This is a genomic window from Idiomarina fontislapidosi (genome assembly GCF_003226255.1).
Lineage (GTDB): Bacteria > Pseudomonadota > Gammaproteobacteria > Enterobacterales > Alteromonadaceae > Idiomarina > Idiomarina fontislapidosi.
This window is the reverse complement of record NZ_QJST01000004.1, coordinates 189,851-207,814: the sequence shown is the minus strand read 5'-3', so window position 1 is coordinate 207,814 and position 17,964 is coordinate 189,851. Positions and strand designations below refer to the sequence as shown.

Genomic DNA, 17,964 nt, shown 5'->3' with positions numbered 1-17,964 from the left:
CTGCTAACCTTGTTAATATACTTAGCAAGCTAACTAAATGAGATCGGTTATGACACTTTCACAAGATCAACTAAAGCAACTCTCTGTGCCCGAGCGCCTTGGGCGCGTTGCTCGACAGTGGCAAGCGGTCGCCGACCGCGAGCTGGCACCCTTGGGTCTGACTTATCCGCGTTGGAGTGCAATGTGGAAACTGGTGCGAATCGGCGATGGTGCGAGTCAAAAGCAATTGGCAGAGGCGCTTGAAATAGAGCTCGCGTCGTTGATGCGGACCTTGGCACAGCTTGAACAGCAGTCACTGGTTGTACGTCGCGTTTGTCCGCAAGACGGGCGCGCTAAACGAGTCTATCTTACCGACGCGGGTCATGCCTTGGTGAAAAAGATGGAAGCCAAGATCCTAAAAGTGCGTCGCACGCTGATGGCTGATATCGCGGATGAGGATATTGAAACGGTTAAGCATGTGTTGGCGATGATCTCGCGTAACGCCAGCCAGATGTGCAGTGAGCAAAAACAACGCGAGGACAAACACGGAGGTGACGCGCAATGACGGCAGATGAAAAATTTGCAAAGTGGGTCAAACGTGCCTTGGTGGCGTTTATCGCATTGTTCGCCTATTTCCTTTGGGCCGATCTGGCGTTACCGCTGACACCGCAAGCCATGGTCACTCGTGTAGTCACACAGGTGGCACCGCAGGTGAATGGCACAGTAGAGCAGGTGCTGGTAGAAAATAACCAATACGTGGAGCAGGGCGATCCGCTATTTACTATCGACTCGCGGCCGTTTCGCCTCCAACTGCAGCAAGCAGAGCTGGCGCTGCAACAGGCGCAACAGTCTAATCGCCAGTTGGATGCACAAATTCGTGTGGCACAGGCACAGTTGAAGTCAGCGCGCGCAACAGCAGACGAGCAAAGTCGTGAAGCACAGCGCATTAACGATCTGGTTGACGAGGGCAGTACGTCGCAGCAAGCGTTCGATCAAGCGCACAGCGCAGCGCTGCAAGCACAGGCAAATGTCGAGGCGATGCTATCAGAGCTAGAACGCCTTAGAGTGCAGCGTGGTGAGCCGGATAATGCAAAGAACCTCCTCATTCAACAGGCTAAAAATGCGGTGGATAATGCCAAGTTGAATTTAAGTTATAGCACGGTGCGCGCTCAGCATGCAGGGCGGATTAGCAACTTGAAACTGAGCGAAGGTGTTTATGCGCGACAAGGGGTGCCGTTACTTGCATTGGTCTCTCCGCACGCCGACATCGTAGCGGATTTTCGTGAGAAAAACCTACGCCATGTAGCGCCTGGTCAGCGTGCACTCGTGGTGTTTGATGCAGAGCCTGGAACCGTCTACCAAGCAACGATTAATAGCATTGATGCGGGCGTCACTGCAGGACAGCTGAGTGCCGACGGGGCGTTAGCACAGCCGATTAACTCAAACCGCTGGGTGCGCGATGCACAGCGTCTTCGTGTGCATCTGAGTTTAGAGCAGAGTGAACAAAATAACCGCCCCGCAGGTGCCAAAGCAACGGTCCAAATTGTGCCTGAAAACATCGTTAAGGCGGCTATTGCGCAAGCTCAGGTGCGTTTACTGGGTTGGTTACACTACATTTACTAGCGTGGGGCAGGCATGGCACAGCAAGGATTAACTGAAAATGGTCTAAGACAATGCCTGCGTGTTGCCTTTGGTGCGTCTATTGGCTTTTTGGTAACGGCGCTGTTTGACTTATCGTACGGTGTATTTTTTACCGTATTACCCATGCTGCTATTGGGCTTGGTGCCGGTGATCAATGGACATGTCGCGCGGCAACTTCTGGCGGCTTCAGTGATGTGTGGTATCGAGGTGGGCATCGTCGCGCAGCTGTTAGGTGGTCACCCTGTGCTGATGACGATGGTCGCATTCTTGCTATTTTTGTATCGCTTTGCATTTATGGCGCGCGGCACCGCGTTTTTATTTGGCGCTAATGGTGTGTTGATGCTAAGCATCATGTTGCACTATGCAAGTTACCCATCAACCGATGTCAACAATCTGATCGCGAGCAACATGGTGGCTTCGTTGTTAGCCGTTGCGATTGCTTTTGTCATGCATACGCTCATCCCTAATAAGGTAACAGCTAGCGCCCCGCCTGCGTTGCCAGATAAGGCATCGAACCGCGTGCGGCACGAAGCTATGTTGGGCGCGACAGTGACAACGTTGTCGTTCTTGGTGTTTCAACTGTTTGACCTACAAGACTCTATATCAGCGCAAGCAACGACTATATTAGTGCTGTTCCCGATGCATTGGAACGGCGCACTGACGTATGCACGAAAACGTGCCATCGGGACACTGATTGGTGTAATGTTTGGTCTCAGCGTGCAATTACTTCTGTACGATTGGTACGACGCGCTGTGGCTGATAGTGCCACTGTTTTGGATTGGCGTGATGCTATTTGCGCGCATTCACGTACTCGAAGCATCCGGTGCGGGTGTTGGGTTTGGTGCGCTCACTACCGTTGGCATTCTGTTTGGCCAGTACTTATCGCCCACTCAGGATCTGGTTTACTCAAGTTTATACCGTCTAAGTAGTACGTTAGTCGCTATTATTGCTGCAATGATGGTGTGTTATCTTGTGCATAAATTGCTGAATCAGTTTGCGGCGACCCGGTTTGGTCACTAGCAAAGAAAAACACGTATTGTGTGTTGATTAAATTTCGTTAAGTCGCATAATTCGCACTCAATACATATTTCGAGAACAGTAGCGACGGAGCGCAACGAATGACATCGACACCGATTAAGTTTTTTCAGAGACTCAGCACACAAATTTCGTTGCTTGTTGGGTTCGTCGGTGTCGCAATGTTTTTAAGCTTGGCGGCATTTACTATCAGTGAGCAGGCTGAGGAAAACCGTCATGTGGTTGAACAAGAGGTGCGCACGACAGCACAGATGATGCAGGCGACCTTCGATCGAGTGGTGCGTTATGAGCGAACCGATTTGCTCGATGAAATTCTTCGCCAGTTAAAACAGCAACCCAATGTGTTAGCGGCATTTATTTACGACCGCAATGGCGATATTGTCTTCGCCCCCGAGCCCACCTGGATCGATGCACCGTTATATCAGGCACTGCGGCTTTCCCCCGAGACTTGGCAGACACTGAATAATAATACTCAGATCACCTTACATCACGTTAAAGATCAAGGACGCCTCATCGTTTATGTTCCGCTGAGTGTGTCCTCTGATTATCCAGAATTTAGACCTTATTCATTGATGCTCGCTTTTCAGCAAGGGCATACATGGTGGACAGTGGCTCAATCCCGCGTGACCACACTGGCGATTCAATTTCTTATTGTGATGGTCTTGGTTGTCTTGTTACATCGCTACTTAAACTACCGTATTACCAAGCGTTTAGGTCGTATGCAGGCTGGTGTGCAGGCGATGGGCGAGGAGCAGCAGCACATATCAATTGATGTTAGAGGGCGTGACGATATCGCCGTACTGGCGCGTCAAGTGGAGGCGATTGCCGCTGAAAGGCATGCACACTGGTCTAAGTTAAAGAACCTAGAGACAGCCGTCGATCAAAGTAACGAGTGTATTATCATCACCAATGCCAAGGGTGAAATCGAATATGTGAACAAGGCATTCGAGTGGATTACTGGCTATCAGCGTTCGGAGTTAATCGGGAATAATCCACGTATTCTCAAATCAGGTTTAACCGCACAATCGGTTTACCGTGATCTTTGGCAAGTACTCAATCAAGGTAAAACCTGGCGCGGTGAGTTATTGAATCGACGTAAAGATGGTCAGGTGTACACGGTGTACTCGATCATTACTCCCGTCTATAACGATCAGGGTGAGTGCACTCACTACATCGCGGTTGAAGATGATATTACAGAGCGCAAGGCAGATGAGCAGCGGCTCCACTTTATGGCGTATTACGAAACGCTGACGGGGTTACCGAACCGCCAACATATGACTCAAATCATCGAGCAGGGGCTTGCCTCTCTAGAACCCAGTGAATTGGGCTATTTGCTACTGGTTGATATCGACCGCTTACAGCAAATTAATGATGCGCGTGGGCATGAATTTGGCAATCGACTCGTACAATGTTTTGCTAAGCGGTTAAAACAATGGTCAGATAATCGCAGTGTGCAGCTGGCGCATTTGGGCGCCGATCTATTTGCGATTCTATTTCCTGCACAAAATGTTGAACGTGACAGCTTAAAAGAACAGCTTTACCAAACGTGTGATGCCCTTCTCGCCGTCACGCGAAAACCCATTGAGCTAGAAGATGACGTTCTGACCATGTCAGCGAGCATAGGCGCTGTCATTTATCCGCAGAAAGAGGGAAATGCCGAGCAGTTGTTGCGTCGTGCTGAAACAGCGTTGCATAAAGCAAAACGTTATGGAGGCAACCACTTTGCGGTATACCGTCAGCAGTATGGTGACGAAATTAAGCGCCAATTTGAGGTCGAACGAATGCTTCGCCAAGCCATCCAACACGATCAACTCGAGCTTTATTTGCAGTCTCAAGTTAACGCGGCGGGTACGGTGGTGAGTGCAGAGGGACTGATTAGGTGGCATCATCCGCAGCAGGGGATGATCAGTCCTGGCGTATTTATTCCGATAGCCGAGCGGTCAGACTTAATTCTTGCGATTGACCATTGGGTGTTAAACCGTGCGGCACAGATTTTAACGTCGGACGAGATTGCAGAGCACCATTTTGATGCGCTATCGGTGAACATTTCGGCGCGTCACTTTCTCCGTGGTAACTTGGCGCAAACGGTCAGTGAGTTAATAGAAACCTACCAATTTAACCCTAGTCAGTTGATGATTGAAGTGACTGAAGGTGTCCTCATTGAGGATACTGAAAAAGTGATTGAGGTGATGCACCAGTTGAGTCGACTGGGCGTGCGTTTTTCGATTGACGATTTTGGTACCGGTTATTCATCACTCGCGTATATTCAGAAGTTGCCTGTCAGTGAGCTCAAAATCGATCAGAGCTTTGTGCGTGGAATCGGCGAGAAGAGCACCCACGATGCCCTCGTAGAAACTATTTTGTCGATTGGTGAACACTTGGGTCTGCGATTAGTCGCGGAAGGGGTCGAGACTGAACGTGAGGCGCAATTCTTAATTGAACGCTGCCCCACGATCGTCATGCAAGGTTACTTATATGGTTATCCCACCCCTGCTCAGGAGTGGCTGTCGTCTTTTAAGCCAAACTGCTCGACCACTTTGTCAAAGTAGGCGAGGTTAGTCTTGGCATATTCTCGTTTAGCGACATAGTCGCCAGGGAAGAAGTTCTTTTTAAAACCGTAGGCGACGATATCTTTGAGGCGTTTCAACGAGATATCAAAGTTGTCTACGGCGAGCTGATACTCATTGCTTACCGTGGTGCGTGATACCAGTCGGTTGTCCGTACAAATCACCGTCGCTAAGCGATTATCAAGCATATGCTTGAAGTTGTGGTTCTTAATACCATCAATGCTGGGGTTGGTTTGTAAGTTACTGGTTAAACAGACCTCAACAGCAATGCGGCGATCGGCGATGTACGATGCCAATTTCTCACCGTATGCCTTCGGGTCTTCAATGGTTGGGTCTTCGGTCATCTCCGGTGAGAACAACGAGTAGCCATGACCTAAACGGTCCGCATGACACTGCGTAAGGGCCTCGAAAATACTCTCTGCGCCATAGGCCTCGCCTGCGTGAACCGTTTTCAATAAGAAGTTTTCATGAGCGTACTCATACACATCTTTGAACTGGCTCGCAGGGTAACCGATTTCCTGCCCAGCGATGTCTAAACCGACGATCGGTAACCCTTCTTCGTCGCGCATTCTGACGCTGGCGCGTACCAATTCCATCGCCGCCGTGCGAATCACTTGCATCGGTTCAAAGTCGCGTAGATGTTGGAAGAGCTGAGTATAGTAGGGTGAGAAACCTTTCTTACCGAACATGCGCATGGCGCAGTTGATGATGCCATAGTCAAACGGTGGCTTTTCGCCTTGTTGTACGCTCGCTTGCTGGTTGTATTCGTGCTTAGCTTTCTTTAAGCCATCATTGACGACATGCATGATGGTATCAAAGGTAACGCCTGCGGCGGGGTTCATGAGCAATTGAGGCGCAAAGCGAACCTCAATATAGTTGACACCTTCTTCTTGGTTATCAATTGCCAACTCGTAAGCCGCTTGTTCTAAATTTTCTAAGTTTCGTAGCGCCGCACAGGTATACTGGAAGCCATTCAGGTACTCACCAAGGTTGTTATAGTGTGATTTAAATACCTGATCAAATAGGCCTTCTTCGGTGTAACTTGGGAGTTCAATACTTGCCCGCTTAGCCATATCAATCAGGCTTGAAGCACGTAAACTACCATCTAAGTGGAGGTGTAGGTCGGCTTTAGGAATGGCTTTGATAAAGTCGGCAGGGTATTGCATATCGAAAACTCCTCGGTAACATTTGCTTGGCATTATTTTGGCACAGAATTGAACTGGATAATAAAAAGAATCCCACTATGGCATCACTTTATTTTACATACTCGGCGATGAACGCTGGTAAAAGCACCTCATTACTCCAGGTCGCTCATAACTACGAAGAACGTGAGCAACAGGTGTTATTGATGACCCCAGCGATTGATAATCGAGCGGGTCAGGGAAAGATCGCCTCACGTCTGGGTATTGCGCGTGATGCTCTGCAATTTTCACAAGACTGTGACTTGGTCGAGATGATTCTCACCCATCGTGAGCATCGAAATATTGATTGCGTTTTGTTGGACGAAGCTCAGTTTTTAACAGAGCAGCAAGTGTGGCAATTAACCAAAGTTGTTGATGCGCACAATATTCCCGTCATGTGTTACGGAATACGCACCGATGCCTTCGGCGACGCTTTCCCTGGCAGCGCGGTGCTGCTTGCTGTGGCGGATAAGTTGGTGGAAATGAAGACCATTTGCCATTGCGGACGTAAAGCAACGATGTCGTTGAGGGTGGATGAACAGGGCAACGCGGTGAAGATGGGGCAACAGATCGCGATCGGTGGCAATGATCGCTATATTTCTTGCTGTCGCAGTCACTGGAAAGAAGCGATGGGTATTCGATAACGCGGTCCTGTCGCTGACTTGACGAACACAGTATACTAACGCGTGTGTATCCGCTCCAATGAGGTAACTTGATGAACTCGATTACTATCCGCCGCCCCGACGATTGGCATCTGCATTTACGTGATGAAACTCTGTTAGAGACCACTGTTCCGCATACTGCGGAGGTATTTCACCGGGCTGTGGTGATGCCTAACTTGGTGCCACCGGTGACTACTGTAGCAGCAGCATTGAGCTACCGAGAGCGGATTATGGCGCAGGTCGGTGCTGAACAGCGATTTGATCCACGTATGGCACTGTATCTCACCGGAGAAACCAGCGTAGAAGAGATTAAAAAGGCAGCCGCTGAAGAAAAAGTCATTGGCTTTAAACTCTACCCTTCGGGTGCCACCACCAACTCGGCGTCCGGTGTGAAATCGGTTGAGGCGCTAGCGCCTGTGCTTGAGGTGATGCAAGCTCACGGTGTTCCTTTGTTGGTGCACGGCGAGGTCACCGATGCTGATATCGATATTTTTGACCGCGAGAAAGTATTTATTGAGCGTCATCTTATTCCAATTACCCAGCAGTTCCCAGCACTTAAGCTAATTTTGGAGCACATCACGACGGGCGACGCAGTCGACTTTGTTACCTCAGCGCACGATAACGTCGCGGCGACCATGACGCCTCAACACCTACTGATGAACCGTAATCATTTATTAGTGGGCGGTGTCAGGCCACACAACTATTGTCTGCCCATTTTAAAGCGTCGCGAGCATCAAGAGCGGTTACAAAAGGCGGCGTTGTCCGGCAACCCTAAATTTTTCTTAGGCACCGATTCTGCGCCCCACGTAAAGGCAAATAAAGAAACGGCGTGTGGCTGTGCAGGGTGCTACTCGGCGCCTGCGGCGATTGAGTTATATGCTGAGTTTTTCAGTCAGCACGATGCGCTGGATAAACTCGAGAACTTTAGTTCGGTGTTTGGGGCACAGTTTTACGACTTGCCACTGAATGACGAGTACCTCACATTAACGCAGCAAACCTGGCAGGTGCCTGAGCAGGTCGATACGGCAACGGGACCTATCGTACCTTACTATGCTGGCGAGACCTTGCACTGGAAACGTGCGTAAAACCACACACTACGATGTTGTTATAGTACGACTATAACAATGCTCAGGGCTGAAGTAATCTTTTGATTGACCGATACTAGAATAAGCATTCTTATTTGGGTATCGGTCACATCATGAAACTAACACATAAGCTCTACACGGCATTTGCCGCTATTCTTTTGGTACTCGTCGTATTAATAGCAACGACTTTATTCAGCATTCGTTCATTGGTGAATACCACCTCACAAGCGGAGCAGACCTTTACTGTCATTACCGTCGCAGAAGATATCGTCAAACAACTATTGACGATACAAAGCGGGCAGCGAGGTTATGTGATCAGCGGTAATGATGAGGACAAACTACCCTACGACCAAGGCAAAACCGAGTTAGTTGAGTCGTTAGAGCAACTCAAGCAGCTAAGCCAAGGTTCACCAACACAGCTCGACCGACTTGAGGAATTCAATACGCTTTACCAGCGCTGGTTAGAAGAAGCGATGGAACCGGTTGTATCGATTCGAATGCAATATGGTCCTGGCGCCATGGGGTTAGATCAGGCTGCCTATCTGGTCAAGCAGGGTCGCGGTCGCGAAGACATGCAAGCGATGTGGCAGCTCATGGACGATTTCATCTCATTCGAACGTACCCAATTAACGCAGCGCCACGCTGAGGCAGACCAAGCCAGTGTACTCGCCGAATGGACGACATTACTGGGCGGATTCATCGTTGCCATCGTCGCGATTGGCTCTGCATGGATGTTTAAAAAGCAACTGCAAAACCGGCTTGCCGATGCTCAGCGCGCGATTGATGCGATTGCCGATGGCCAGTTAAATTACCGTATTCAAGCCAACGGTAAGGATGAAATTGCGCAAGTGCTAGCAACATTAGTGGCTATGCAGGACAAGTTGAGGGCGATGTTAGGTAATATTCGTAATGCGGTTAATGAACTCAATGAGTCAAGTGGTGTGGTCGCAAGTACCGCAGAACAGTTATCAGCGTCCTCAGCAGAACAAACACAGGCGTCAGACTCGGTAGCGACTGCGATCCAAGAGCTCAGTGCAAGTATTGAACAGGTTTCGAAAAATTCCGAGCAAGCCCGCAAGATTGCGCATCGTTCAAGTGATGAGGCGAGTACGAGTGGAAAAGTCATCGAGCAGATGACACAGGCGATGGACCGGATTAACCAAGCGGTGACACAAGCGTCACATCGTCTTACGGAACTGGATTCACAATCAGAGAAAATCAACGACATTGTGTCGGTCATTAAAGGCATCGCTGACCAAACCAATTTGCTTGCCTTGAATGCTGCGATCGAGGCGGCGCGTGCCGGCGAACAGGGGCGAGGGTTTTCAGTTGTTGCCGATGAGGTGAGAAGTTTAGCACAACGAACGGCATCGTCGACCGATGAAATAGAACATATGGTAGGCGAAATTCAACGTAGTACACGAACCAGCGTGCAGCAAATGAAACGCGGTGTCGCGGAAGTTGAAGAGGGCGTTGAGCTTGCTGATATGACTGGACAAGCAATGGTTCGAATTCGTGAAAGCTTTAACGAGGTGATGCAAGTTGTGCAAGAAATTAGCGACGCGCTTAAGGAACAAAACCGTGCGAGTGATGAAGTCGCAGAAACGGTAGAGCGCTTTGCCGGCATGGCGCAACAGAACCAACAGGCAACCAGTGACTCAAGCGCTACTGCTCACAGTTTGCAGGCACTCGCTAGCCAGCTCAATCAAACGGTAAAGCAGTTTTCATTTGATTGATGAAGAGCCGACCAAAAGTAATGGAAATATCATTCATTTGTGTTCCAATATGCTTATTATGTTTGCTAACATATACAAAAATTAAACAAAGGAATGCTCAGTGCGCTTTTTGTTCGGAAAAAAAACAGCTTCTAGCTACCAGTTAGTGTTTAGTCTCAGTGCCACTGAGCTTCGCCTGTTGGTCCTTAAAAATAAGCCGAACCAAGCACCTGAACTTATTGTTAACGATGTCGAGCGGGTGAAAAATAACAACATTCATCAAGCGCTCAGTACTTTTAACGAACGTTATAAAAAATTGTCACTTGAACACGCGCCGGTGATCTTCGTTTTGCAGCCTTCGCATTATCAATCCACCGCTGTTGACCGCCCCGATCTGCCGGCTGAGGATATTGCAGCCAGTTTACGTTTTCAGTTGGATGACTTCAGTGACATGAGCCCAGATGAGATGGTGACTGACTATTATGAGCTGCCGTTGCAAGCCAGTGGTCAGGACAAAATAACTGCCGTGGTTGCTGCAAAAAGCCTTCTGTCTAACATCATCGACGCTCTTGCTGCCCAGTCTTGGGAACTTACCCACATCACGGTCAGTGAGGTGGTGCTAAAAAACTTGTTTCAGAGCCAAGATAAAGCTTGCTTTGTCTTATTCGGGTTGAGTTCAACTCGTTATGTGGCTCAAATTTATCGCGCTGGTGAGTTGGTCTTTACACGCGAGTTGCGCGGTGTTCGTGATTTATCGAATTACAGCGCCGAGGAGATTAAGCTCGGTGCACTGGAACCGCTCGCAACCGAAATTCAGCGCTCAATGGATTATTACGAGGGGCAATTACGTCAAGCCGGTCTACGTAAACTCATACTTGCAGTGGCGGGTCCTCAGCGAGAGGCGATGGTCGAGTCACTGCAAGAGTTATTAGCGATTGAGGTAGAGCTTTACGACTATCCCGAGTGGATGAGTGAGCTATGCGAGGGCGATTTCTCTGATCTTGAAGCGCTTGCGGCCAGTGTAAAGCCAAGTGAGGAGACGGCACCCCAATGAAGCAGTCAATCAATTTATATACTGATGAACTCAGACCGGTTGTTCTGCGCCTCTCATTGATTCGGAGTCTGTTTGTTGCGCTCGGTTTAGTGATTGTTTTAATTGTGAGCTGGTTGGTTTTAAATAACCTAGCGAGCGATAAAATGGCTCAGGCTGAGGATGCAAATCAACAGCTAGTGCAATTGCAACAGCAGCAAAGCCAGCTGCAAGCACAGGTGCAACAGAAGCAGCCTGACCAGCAGTTGGTTCAACAAGTGGATGATTTGAATCGACGCATTCAGCAGCAAAACCAGCTTAACGCGCGCTTGACCAATCTTCAGTCTCGTCAACTCATTGCGCCTCAACAACTGATGAATGAGTTACAGAGAATTGATATGGATGGTCTTTGGCTTACAGAATTTGGTATTTCAGATGGCCGTATTAACCTCCATGGGAAAGCAACTAAAGGTAACCTGATCCCCTTGTGGATGGCACGCTTTGATGACCATAACGTATTGAGCGAAAGTCGTTTTTCGGTCGTCGATTTATCGCAGGACGAACAGAATAACCAAACCTTTAGTCTAGCAAGTGAGCGAGGCTCCGATGAATAAGCGCTGGCAACAAATAAATGAATGGTTTCAACAGCAGCCGCGCGATCGCCGCATTTTAATCGCTATTTTGCTGTGGGTACTTATCAGTGTTTACTTGGTCAGTATGTTAGTGATACCAGAAGTTAAAGCATTAAGTACTGCTCAGCAACGAATTGAACAGCTGCAACAGCAAGTGCAGCAGACTCAAACACTCAATGTGCAATTACAGGCTCAGCTGCAACAGGATGTCAATCAACCACTTCGGAAGGAAGTCGAGCAAAAGCGACAGCGTTTACAGCAGTTAGTGGAACAGGCAAGTGGCTATAGCGTGCTGGGTGCAGCACAGCGAAAGCAGTTTTTACGTGAAGCGTTGAATTACCCTGATAGTATGCAGCTTATTTCGTTGAATACGCCTCAACCTGAGCGAATCACCGATGAAGACAGCGGGGCTCTCTACCAACACCGAGTCGATGCGGTACTGCGCGGTGAATTTGATACGATCAAAGCGTATGCAGCGCAGTTGCAGTCTTCTTTTCCAGAAGTTGAGTGGTCGCAGTTTAACTATATGGTCGATAGCTACCCGCAGGCCCAGCTTACCGTAGCCTGGCGTATTATCAGTATGGATAAGGAGTTTATCGGTGCAAATTAGTTTTGGTCGGTTGGCTCATTTGTGCATTTTTGCGGCTCTGATGTGCTCCTTACACGTTCATGCGCAGGATCCTACTCGTCCTGATGGTTGGCGAGCAGGCTCACGTTCTGAGACCAATCAAGAGCTAAATTTAGTACTCACGCAGCTGGTTGTATCATCCGAGTCACAGCGTGCGTTAATCAACAATCAATGGTTGAAAGAGGGTGATAGCATTGCGGGCTTTACGGTTAGAGCGATTCGCTCCAATCAAGTTGTTTTGCAGAACAACCAACAACAGCGCTTGCTTAAGCTTTTTCAGCCGTTGCATATAAAGAATAATGAATCTCAGGGAGATCAATAATGAGAGTGCTTTGGATAGCAGCTGTGACGGTGTTGCTAACGAGCTGCGCCTACCAGCCTGATGACAAGCCCAAAGAGGCTTATGAGGCTTTGCAACAAGAGACCCCTGTGCCGACAAATGGAAAGCGTGCAACGAACCTGCCAAACGATGTCGCAGCATTTTTAAATCAGTCTGCTGAACGCAGTTCGTCGGGAGTAAGCGAACTGATTGGGGACGAACCTAGGTTTGTATTGCAAGCTGACGGTGTTGCGGCTAAGCAATTTTTTTACAGCTTGACTGTTGATACGCCATACAACATTGTCGTTCACCCCGATGTCGATGGGGATATATCGTTAGACCTTAAAGATGTGACTATTGAGGAAACGCTCGACGTAATCAGCGATATTTATGGTTATGAAATTCGTCGTGACGGTCGCATGATCCAAGTGTATCCAGCGGGTGTGCGTACGCAAACCTTCACTCTTGATTACCTTTCACTAAAACGTTTTGGTTTGTCGCAAACTCAGATTACCAGTGGTGGTGTGAGTCAAGAGCGCAATAACAACAGTGGCTACGGCAATAGCAACGGTAACAATAATAGTGGTCTGTCCAACAGTGGCGGTTTAGGTGGGCTCAATGGCGGCGGTCAAAACCAAAACTTCGGTGGTATGAGTGCAGGTGGTGCAAATGGTGCTTCGGTGAATACCCAGTCAGAGACCGATCTTTGGGGGAGCTTAGAAGAGATGATCGCAGGCATCGTCGGTGGTGATGGCAGTGTTGTACTCTCGCCTCAAGCCGGCTTGGTAAGCGTGACAGCACAACCGTCAAAGCTCCGTGCAGTTGGTCAGTTTTTAGAGAATCTTCAATCACGCCTGCAGCGTCAGGTGATTCTCGAAGCGCGCATCGTCGAAGTGACGTTAGGCGACCAGTATCAACAAGGTATCCGTTGGAACGAGCTGAATATGAGCGGTCGCTTTGATTTTGGCTTTAATGGCTCAGTACCAAGTGATATTGCATCGGCAACAGCGGATGGAGTCTTTGGACTTACTTTTAACTCTGAGCGCTTTACTGGGTTCTTGGAGTTATTACAAACACAAGGTAGCGTGCAAGTCCTCTCGAACCCACGAGTAACCGCATCGAATAATCAAAAAGCCGTTATAAAGATTGGTGAAGATGAGTACTACGTAACGGATGTCACGTCGCAAACCAATACCACCGTTACGCAGGATGCACTAACCAGTTCGAATGTCGACTTAACACCGTTCTTTTCGGGGATTTCACTCGATGTGACCCCGCAAATAAGCGATGACGGTGAAGTGACCCTGCATGTTCATCCCTCGGTTGTCGAGACAAGCGAACAAGAAAAAGTCATTACCATTGGCGACGAGACACTTCGCTTGCCATTAGCGCGCAGCAATATTCGCGAGTCGGATACGATTGTACGAGCACGAAGTGGAGAAATTGTGGTACTGGGTGGATTGATGCAGAACTCCACTTCTGAAAATGTTGAGAAAGTGCCGTTACTCGGAGACTTGCCGCTCGTTGGCAATCTATTTAAGAATAAAAGTAATGATTCATCCAAAAAAGAGTTGGTCATTTTGATTAAGCCAACGGTTATCGGTGCAGACACTTGGCAAAAAGAGCTGGAGCGTTCGCGTGAGTTACTGGAAACATGGTTTCCAGATATCGCTCAAGACCAGTAAACGTTGAATCGTTATGTATTTGTATCACTACGGGTTGAATCAATTACCGTTTACTATTACACCTAACACGCAGTTTTATTGTGAGCTAAAAAGTCATGATCAAGCTGCGAAGGTGGTGTTAACGGCATTGAATACGGGCGAAGGCTTTATCAAGGTGACCGGTGAAGTAGGCACCGGAAAAACCTTGTTGTGCCGGCGCTTGCTGGAAGAAATTCCAGATTACTTTTACACGGCTTATGTACCCGACTCATACCTCAGCCCTGATCAACTTCGGCGTGCGGTAGCACAAGAATTAGGGGTCGATACCGCCGAAGTCGAGAGTGAACACCAACTTGCTCGGGCACTGCAAGGCCGTTTGTTAGAAATAAACCAAGCTGGACGCGCGGTGGTACTGATTGTTGATGAAGCGCAAGCTTTGCCTGAAGAAAGTTTAGAGGCGTTGCGATTACTGTCGAATTTAGAAACTGAATCGCGCAAGTTGCTGCATATCATTTTAGTGGGTCAACCCGAGTTGGATGAGCGATTAGGGCAACACAACTTTAGACAGTTACGGCAGCGCATCTCGTTTTCACATCGCCTGACGGCAATGAATGCACGAGAGACCGCGCAGTATATTGGCCACCGTATGCGTATTGCAGGTTATAAAGGTGAGCCTATTTTTTCGGCGGGTTTGGTTTCAGCATTGTACGAAAGCAGTCGAGGTATTCCGCGCTTAGTTAATGTGTTGGCTCATAAAATGCTGCTACTCGCTTACGGTGAGGGGCGCAAGCGCTTGTCACACAAGGATTTAAAGCTAGCAACGAAAGATACTGCAGATACGCGCTATCGTTCACCTGTGGTGAGGTTGATGATTTGGACTTTGTTATTATTGCTAGTAGGCGCTTCAGCGTTACTAGGGTTAACCTTTGAACATCCCGCTTGGCCTTGGAATCCTGTTGCATGAGCATATTGAATAAAGTATTAAAGGATCTCGATAAGCGCGGGCAGAAGCCCGGCGAGGCCGAGCGCAGTGGTGGCTCGGCAGTTGCGGGGCCGCCTTCGCGAACGCCTTGGATCATCGCACTTGCCGCGATAGTTTTGGCGGTTATCGCGGTGATTGCGAGCTATGTCAGTTGGGAGTATTTGGCGGACAACAGTCGCTCGATGGATGCTAAACCGCAATCGGTAAAGCCGTCCGAGCCAACACCGCCGAGCCAAGTTGCGCAAGATATCAACTTTGCGCGTCCAGTTGCGACCAAGACTCAGCCCGATACTGAGGCTCGCTTGTCAGAGAACACCCAGCAGTCGAGTAGTCGACAAGATGATGTTAATGAAACAGAGCCAGCTCAGCAAAGGCTGTCGTTAGTGTCCGTTCCTGTGCCATCGCAGCAGCACTCGGCAGCGCCAGAGTCAACAGAGGCACAGCAAGTTCAACAGCAAGAGCCATCTAAACAGGCAGCAACGCTCGTTAAAAAAGCAGTCAAGTTATCGCCACAAGAATTAATTGCACGCGAAATAAGTGCCGCACAGGAAGCCGCCGAGCAAGGCTTACTGAGCGAATCTGCGGTGCACTGGCAAAAAGCGCTAACGATCGATCCAAATCATATCGAAGTACGTCGCCAGCTGGCAGCCCTGCAGTTTGGTCGAAATAAGTGGCAGGATGCGTTACAAGTACTTACCAAAGGCCTTGAGCTTAACCCCAAAGCGCATGAGTTGCGTGTGTTGGCTGCCAAAATGCTGCAAAAGCGTGAGCAACCCCAATTGGCGCTGACGCTTTTACAACAGGCACAGCCACAAGTTGAAGCTTATTTAGAGTATTATCAGCTTAAAGCGCAGCTGGCGCAGCAGCTGAGCCAATGGAAGGCAATGGCTCAGAGCTATCAGGCGTTGGCACAAGCACAGCCCACTCAGGGGCGTTGGTGGCTAGGTCACGGTATTGCATCACAACAACTCGGTGAAATCGATACTGCTGTGAATGCATTCAAGCGTGCCAAAACACTGATTCAACATGCACCCACACTCGACTTTATCGAGCAACAACTCAACTTATTGGTAGAGCAGGATGAAGCGACCTCGTCTTAAAATGCGACTGGGTGATTTGCTCGTACACGAGCAAGTTATCAGTGAACAACAACTCGAAAGTGCGCTAAAAGAGCAGCAAGTCAGCGGCCGCAAGCTCGGTGCTACGCTGATTGATCTCGACTACATTACCGAAGAACAGCTGCTCGATTTTCTCGCCCAGCAACTAAAGCTAGAACGAGTCAGTGTCGCGGATCGTAAGATTAACCCCAAAGATGTCGAGCGATTGCCAGAGGTGCAAGCACGTCGTTATCGCGCTTTAGTCATTGAAGCTGACGATGAGACTGCGTTGGTCGGAATGAGTGACCCAGCCGATTTAGCTGCAGTTGATGCAGTTACGCAGCACCTTGCACCCCGTGAGGTTAATTTGGCTGTGGTGTCTGAGGGCGAACTGCTGTCGGCGTTTGATAGTTTGTATCGGCGCACAAAAGAAATCGAGACCTTTGCCAGTCAGTTACAAACTGAGTATGAGGAAACCGAGGACTTCACCTTAGGTGCCGACAGCCTAGATGATGACGATGATGATGCGACCGTTGCTAAACTGCTTAAGTCGATTTTCGAAGATGCAGTGCAGGTTCGTGCCTCGGATATTCATATTGAGCCAGACCAAAATATGCTGCGGATTCGTCAGCGGGTCGATGGCGTACTACAAGAAAATATTCTTGATGAGACCAACATTGCCAACGCACTCGTGTTGCGCTTGAAACTCATGGCAGGCTTGGATATCTCTGAGCGCCGACTACCTCAGGACGGTCGCTTCAATATTAAGGTTAAAAAACACAGTATTGACGTACGGGTCTCAACGATGCCCGTCCAGTATGGCGAAGCGTGCGTCATGCGTTTACTGGACCAATCCAGTGGCATTTTGTCATTAGATCAAGTGGGTATGCCGCCCGATATCTTGAAGCGCGTGCGTCATTTGATCCATCGCCCGCATGGTATGTTGTTAGTCACCGGCCCCACCGGCTCGGGTAAAACCACCACCTTGTATGGCGCGCTCAGTGAACTTAATACCGAAGAGAAAAAGGTCATCACAGTAGAAGATCCCGTAGAGTATCGCTTACCTCGTATTTCTCAAGTTCAAGTCAGTAATAAAATAGGGCTCGATTTTGCTCGCGTGCTGCGCACAACTCTACGGCAGGACCCTGACATTATCATGGTGGGTGAGATGCGTGATCATGAGACTGTTGAAATTGGATTGCGTGGTGCAATTACGGGTCACATGGTGCTATCAACCTTGCACACCAACGATGCAATTACCAGTGCTATGCGCTTAATTGACATGGGTGCACCTTCGTACTTGGTTGCTGCGGCATTACGAGGCGTGATCGCGCAACGGCTTGTACGCCGAGTATGTGAGCGGTGCGCGCAAGATGATGCGCCAGATGAAGCGCAACGCGCGATACTTGAGCATTTAGAAAAAGGTAGTTGCGATAGCACCTTTAAGAAAGGCGCAGGTTGCCAAAACTGTAATCATACTGGCTACCGGGGTCGTATCGGTGTGTTTGAGCTGTTAGAAATGAACGGTGCCATGATGGATGCTCTGCGACAGCAGGACACACAACGCTTTGCAGAGGCAGCGAAGAAAGCTAAAGGCTATCGCTCGATGGCAAATGTTGCGTTGGATTTTGCCAAGCAAGGTATTACCAGTATAAATGAAGTGTTGTTCTTAGCTGAGAGCGTCGAAGAAAACGTAGCGGCGACGAATATCAGTGAACTTGCACAGGGCGACGAGGATACTGATTAA

The 17,964-nt window shown here is 48.9% G+C and carries 16 protein-coding genes; 15 read left to right on the top strand and 1 reads right to left on the bottom strand.

All coding sequences use genetic code 11. From position 1 onward, the window contains the following. Positions 1 to 49 precede the first annotated feature (49 nt). From DFP83_RS06685 to DFP83_RS06670, 4 genes are all read left to right on the top strand, one after another. The gene (locus DFP83_RS06685; protein WP_110574235.1) at positions 50 to 544 is read left to right on the top strand and encodes a MarR family transcriptional regulator; all 495 of its coding nucleotides are present in this window, start codon (positions 50 to 52) and stop codon (positions 542 to 544) included. Then, positions 541 to 1,602 carry an HlyD family secretion protein gene (locus DFP83_RS06680; RefSeq protein ID WP_110574234.1) on the top strand — a complete coding sequence of 354 codons (1,062 nt, stop codon included), beginning with the start codon at positions 541 to 543 and terminating at the stop codon, positions 1,600 to 1,602. The genes DFP83_RS06685 and DFP83_RS06680 overlap by 4 nt, the downstream gene beginning before the upstream one ends. Before the next feature lie 12 nt (positions 1,603 to 1,614). Beyond that, a complete protein-coding gene (locus DFP83_RS06675) occupies positions 1,615 to 2,640 on the top strand; it encodes a DUF2955 domain-containing protein (protein WP_110574233.1) in 1,026 nt (341 codons plus the stop codon). 98 nt (positions 2,641 to 2,738) lie between these two features. Then, positions 2,739 to 5,204, top strand: coding sequence for a putative bifunctional diguanylate cyclase/phosphodiesterase (locus DFP83_RS06670; RefSeq protein WP_110574232.1), 2,466 nt, complete (start codon positions 2,739 to 2,741; stop codon positions 5,202 to 5,204). On the opposite strand, the gene DFP83_RS06665 is transcribed toward DFP83_RS06670, so the two are convergent. Continuing rightward, positions 5,150 to 6,388 carry an adenosine deaminase family protein gene (locus DFP83_RS06665; protein ID WP_110574231.1) on the bottom strand — a complete coding sequence of 413 codons (1,239 nt, stop codon included), beginning with the start codon at positions 6,386 to 6,388 and terminating at the stop codon, positions 5,150 to 5,152. The two genes, DFP83_RS06670 and DFP83_RS06665, sit on opposite strands and share 55 nt — an antisense overlap. Before the next feature lie 77 nt (positions 6,389 to 6,465). Between DFP83_RS06665 and DFP83_RS06660 the strand changes: the two genes are divergently transcribed. From DFP83_RS06660 to DFP83_RS06610, 11 genes are all read left to right on the top strand, one after another. Next, positions 6,466 to 7,047, top strand: a complete 582-nt coding sequence (locus DFP83_RS06660) for a thymidine kinase (RefSeq protein ID WP_110574230.1) — start codon at positions 6,466 to 6,468, stop codon at positions 7,045 to 7,047. 71 nt (positions 7,048 to 7,118) lie between these two features. After that, positions 7,119 to 8,150: a dihydroorotase gene (gene pyrC / locus DFP83_RS06655; RefSeq protein WP_110574229.1), complete on the top strand. Its 1,032-nt coding sequence runs from the start codon at positions 7,119 to 7,121 to the stop codon at positions 8,148 to 8,150. A gap of 113 nt (positions 8,151 to 8,263) precedes the next feature. Beyond that, positions 8,264 to 9,886: a methyl-accepting chemotaxis protein gene (locus DFP83_RS06650; RefSeq protein WP_126753148.1), complete on the top strand. Its 1,623-nt coding sequence runs from the start codon at positions 8,264 to 8,266 to the stop codon at positions 9,884 to 9,886. Between the two features lie 100 nt (positions 9,887 to 9,986). Continuing rightward, entirely contained in the window at positions 9,987 to 10,919 is a 933-nt protein-coding gene (locus tag DFP83_RS06645; RefSeq protein WP_110574227.1) for a Type II secretory pathway component, read from the top strand. Next, positions 10,916 to 11,509, top strand: coding sequence for a PilN domain-containing protein (locus tag DFP83_RS06640; protein ID WP_110574226.1), 594 nt, complete (start codon positions 10,916 to 10,918; stop codon positions 11,507 to 11,509). The genes DFP83_RS06645 and DFP83_RS06640 overlap by 4 nt, the downstream gene beginning before the upstream one ends. Further along, positions 11,502 to 12,137 (top strand): hypothetical protein, encoded by a 636-nt coding sequence (locus tag DFP83_RS06635; RefSeq protein ID WP_110574225.1) that lies wholly within the window; start codon positions 11,502 to 11,504, stop codon positions 12,135 to 12,137. The genes DFP83_RS06640 and DFP83_RS06635 overlap by 8 nt, the downstream gene beginning before the upstream one ends. Next, entirely contained in the window at positions 12,127 to 12,477 is a 351-nt protein-coding gene (locus DFP83_RS06630; protein WP_110574224.1) for a hypothetical protein, read from the top strand. The genes DFP83_RS06635 and DFP83_RS06630 overlap by 11 nt, the downstream gene beginning before the upstream one ends. Then, positions 12,477 to 14,159: a pilus (MSHA type) biogenesis protein MshL gene (mshL, locus tag DFP83_RS06625; protein ID WP_110574223.1), complete on the top strand. Its 1,683-nt coding sequence runs from the start codon at positions 12,477 to 12,479 to the stop codon at positions 14,157 to 14,159. Before DFP83_RS06630 ends, mshL begins: the two co-directional genes overlap by 1 nt. A gap of 13 nt (positions 14,160 to 14,172) precedes the next feature. Beyond that, complete coding sequence (locus DFP83_RS06620) at positions 14,173 to 15,102, top strand: ExeA family protein (RefSeq protein ID WP_110574222.1); 930 nt, start codon at positions 14,173 to 14,175, stop codon at positions 15,100 to 15,102. After that, entirely contained in the window at positions 15,099 to 16,220 is a 1,122-nt protein-coding gene (locus tag DFP83_RS06615) for a tetratricopeptide repeat protein (protein ID WP_110574221.1), read from the top strand. Before DFP83_RS06620 ends, DFP83_RS06615 begins: the two co-directional genes overlap by 4 nt. Next, positions 16,201 to 17,964: a GspE/PulE family protein gene (locus DFP83_RS06610; RefSeq protein WP_110574220.1), complete on the top strand. Its 1,764-nt coding sequence runs from the start codon at positions 16,201 to 16,203 to the stop codon at positions 17,962 to 17,964. The genes DFP83_RS06615 and DFP83_RS06610 overlap by 20 nt, the downstream gene beginning before the upstream one ends.

What these genes read in the sequence shown, in the direction of transcription:
- DFP83_RS06685 (WP_110574235.1), top strand. Translation starts at nt 50, where the DNA reads ATGACACTTTCACAAGATCAACTAAAGCAACTCTCTGTGCCCGAGCGC.
- DFP83_RS06680 (WP_110574234.1), top strand. Translation starts at nt 541, where the DNA reads ATGACGGCAGATGAAAAATTTGCAAAGTGGGTCAAACGTGCCTTGGTG.
- DFP83_RS06675 (WP_110574233.1), top strand. Translation starts at nt 1,615, where the DNA reads ATGGCACAGCAAGGATTAACTGAAAATGGTCTAAGACAATGCCTGCGT.
- DFP83_RS06670 (WP_110574232.1), top strand. Translation starts at nt 2,739, where the DNA reads ATGACATCGACACCGATTAAGTTTTTTCAGAGACTCAGCACACAAATT.
- DFP83_RS06665 (WP_110574231.1), bottom strand. Translation starts at nt 6,388, where the DNA reads ATGCAATACCCTGCCGACTTTATCAAAGCCATTCCTAAAGCCGACCTA.
- DFP83_RS06660 (WP_110574230.1), top strand. Translation starts at nt 6,466, where the DNA reads ATGGCATCACTTTATTTTACATACTCGGCGATGAACGCTGGTAAAAGC.
- pyrC (WP_110574229.1), top strand. Translation starts at nt 7,119, where the DNA reads ATGAACTCGATTACTATCCGCCGCCCCGACGATTGGCATCTGCATTTA.
- DFP83_RS06650 (WP_126753148.1), top strand. Translation starts at nt 8,264, where the DNA reads ATGAAACTAACACATAAGCTCTACACGGCATTTGCCGCTATTCTTTTG.
- DFP83_RS06640 (WP_110574226.1), top strand. Translation starts at nt 10,916, where the DNA reads ATGAAGCAGTCAATCAATTTATATACTGATGAACTCAGACCGGTTGTT.
- DFP83_RS06635 (WP_110574225.1), top strand. Translation starts at nt 11,502, where the DNA reads ATGAATAAGCGCTGGCAACAAATAAATGAATGGTTTCAACAGCAGCCG.
- mshL (WP_110574223.1), top strand. Translation starts at nt 12,477, where the DNA reads ATGAGAGTGCTTTGGATAGCAGCTGTGACGGTGTTGCTAACGAGCTGC.
- DFP83_RS06620 (WP_110574222.1), top strand. Translation starts at nt 14,173, where the DNA reads ATGTATTTGTATCACTACGGGTTGAATCAATTACCGTTTACTATTACA.
- DFP83_RS06615 (WP_110574221.1), top strand. Translation starts at nt 15,099, where the DNA reads ATGAGCATATTGAATAAAGTATTAAAGGATCTCGATAAGCGCGGGCAG.
- DFP83_RS06610 (WP_110574220.1), top strand. Translation starts at nt 16,201, where the DNA reads ATGAAGCGACCTCGTCTTAAAATGCGACTGGGTGATTTGCTCGTACAC.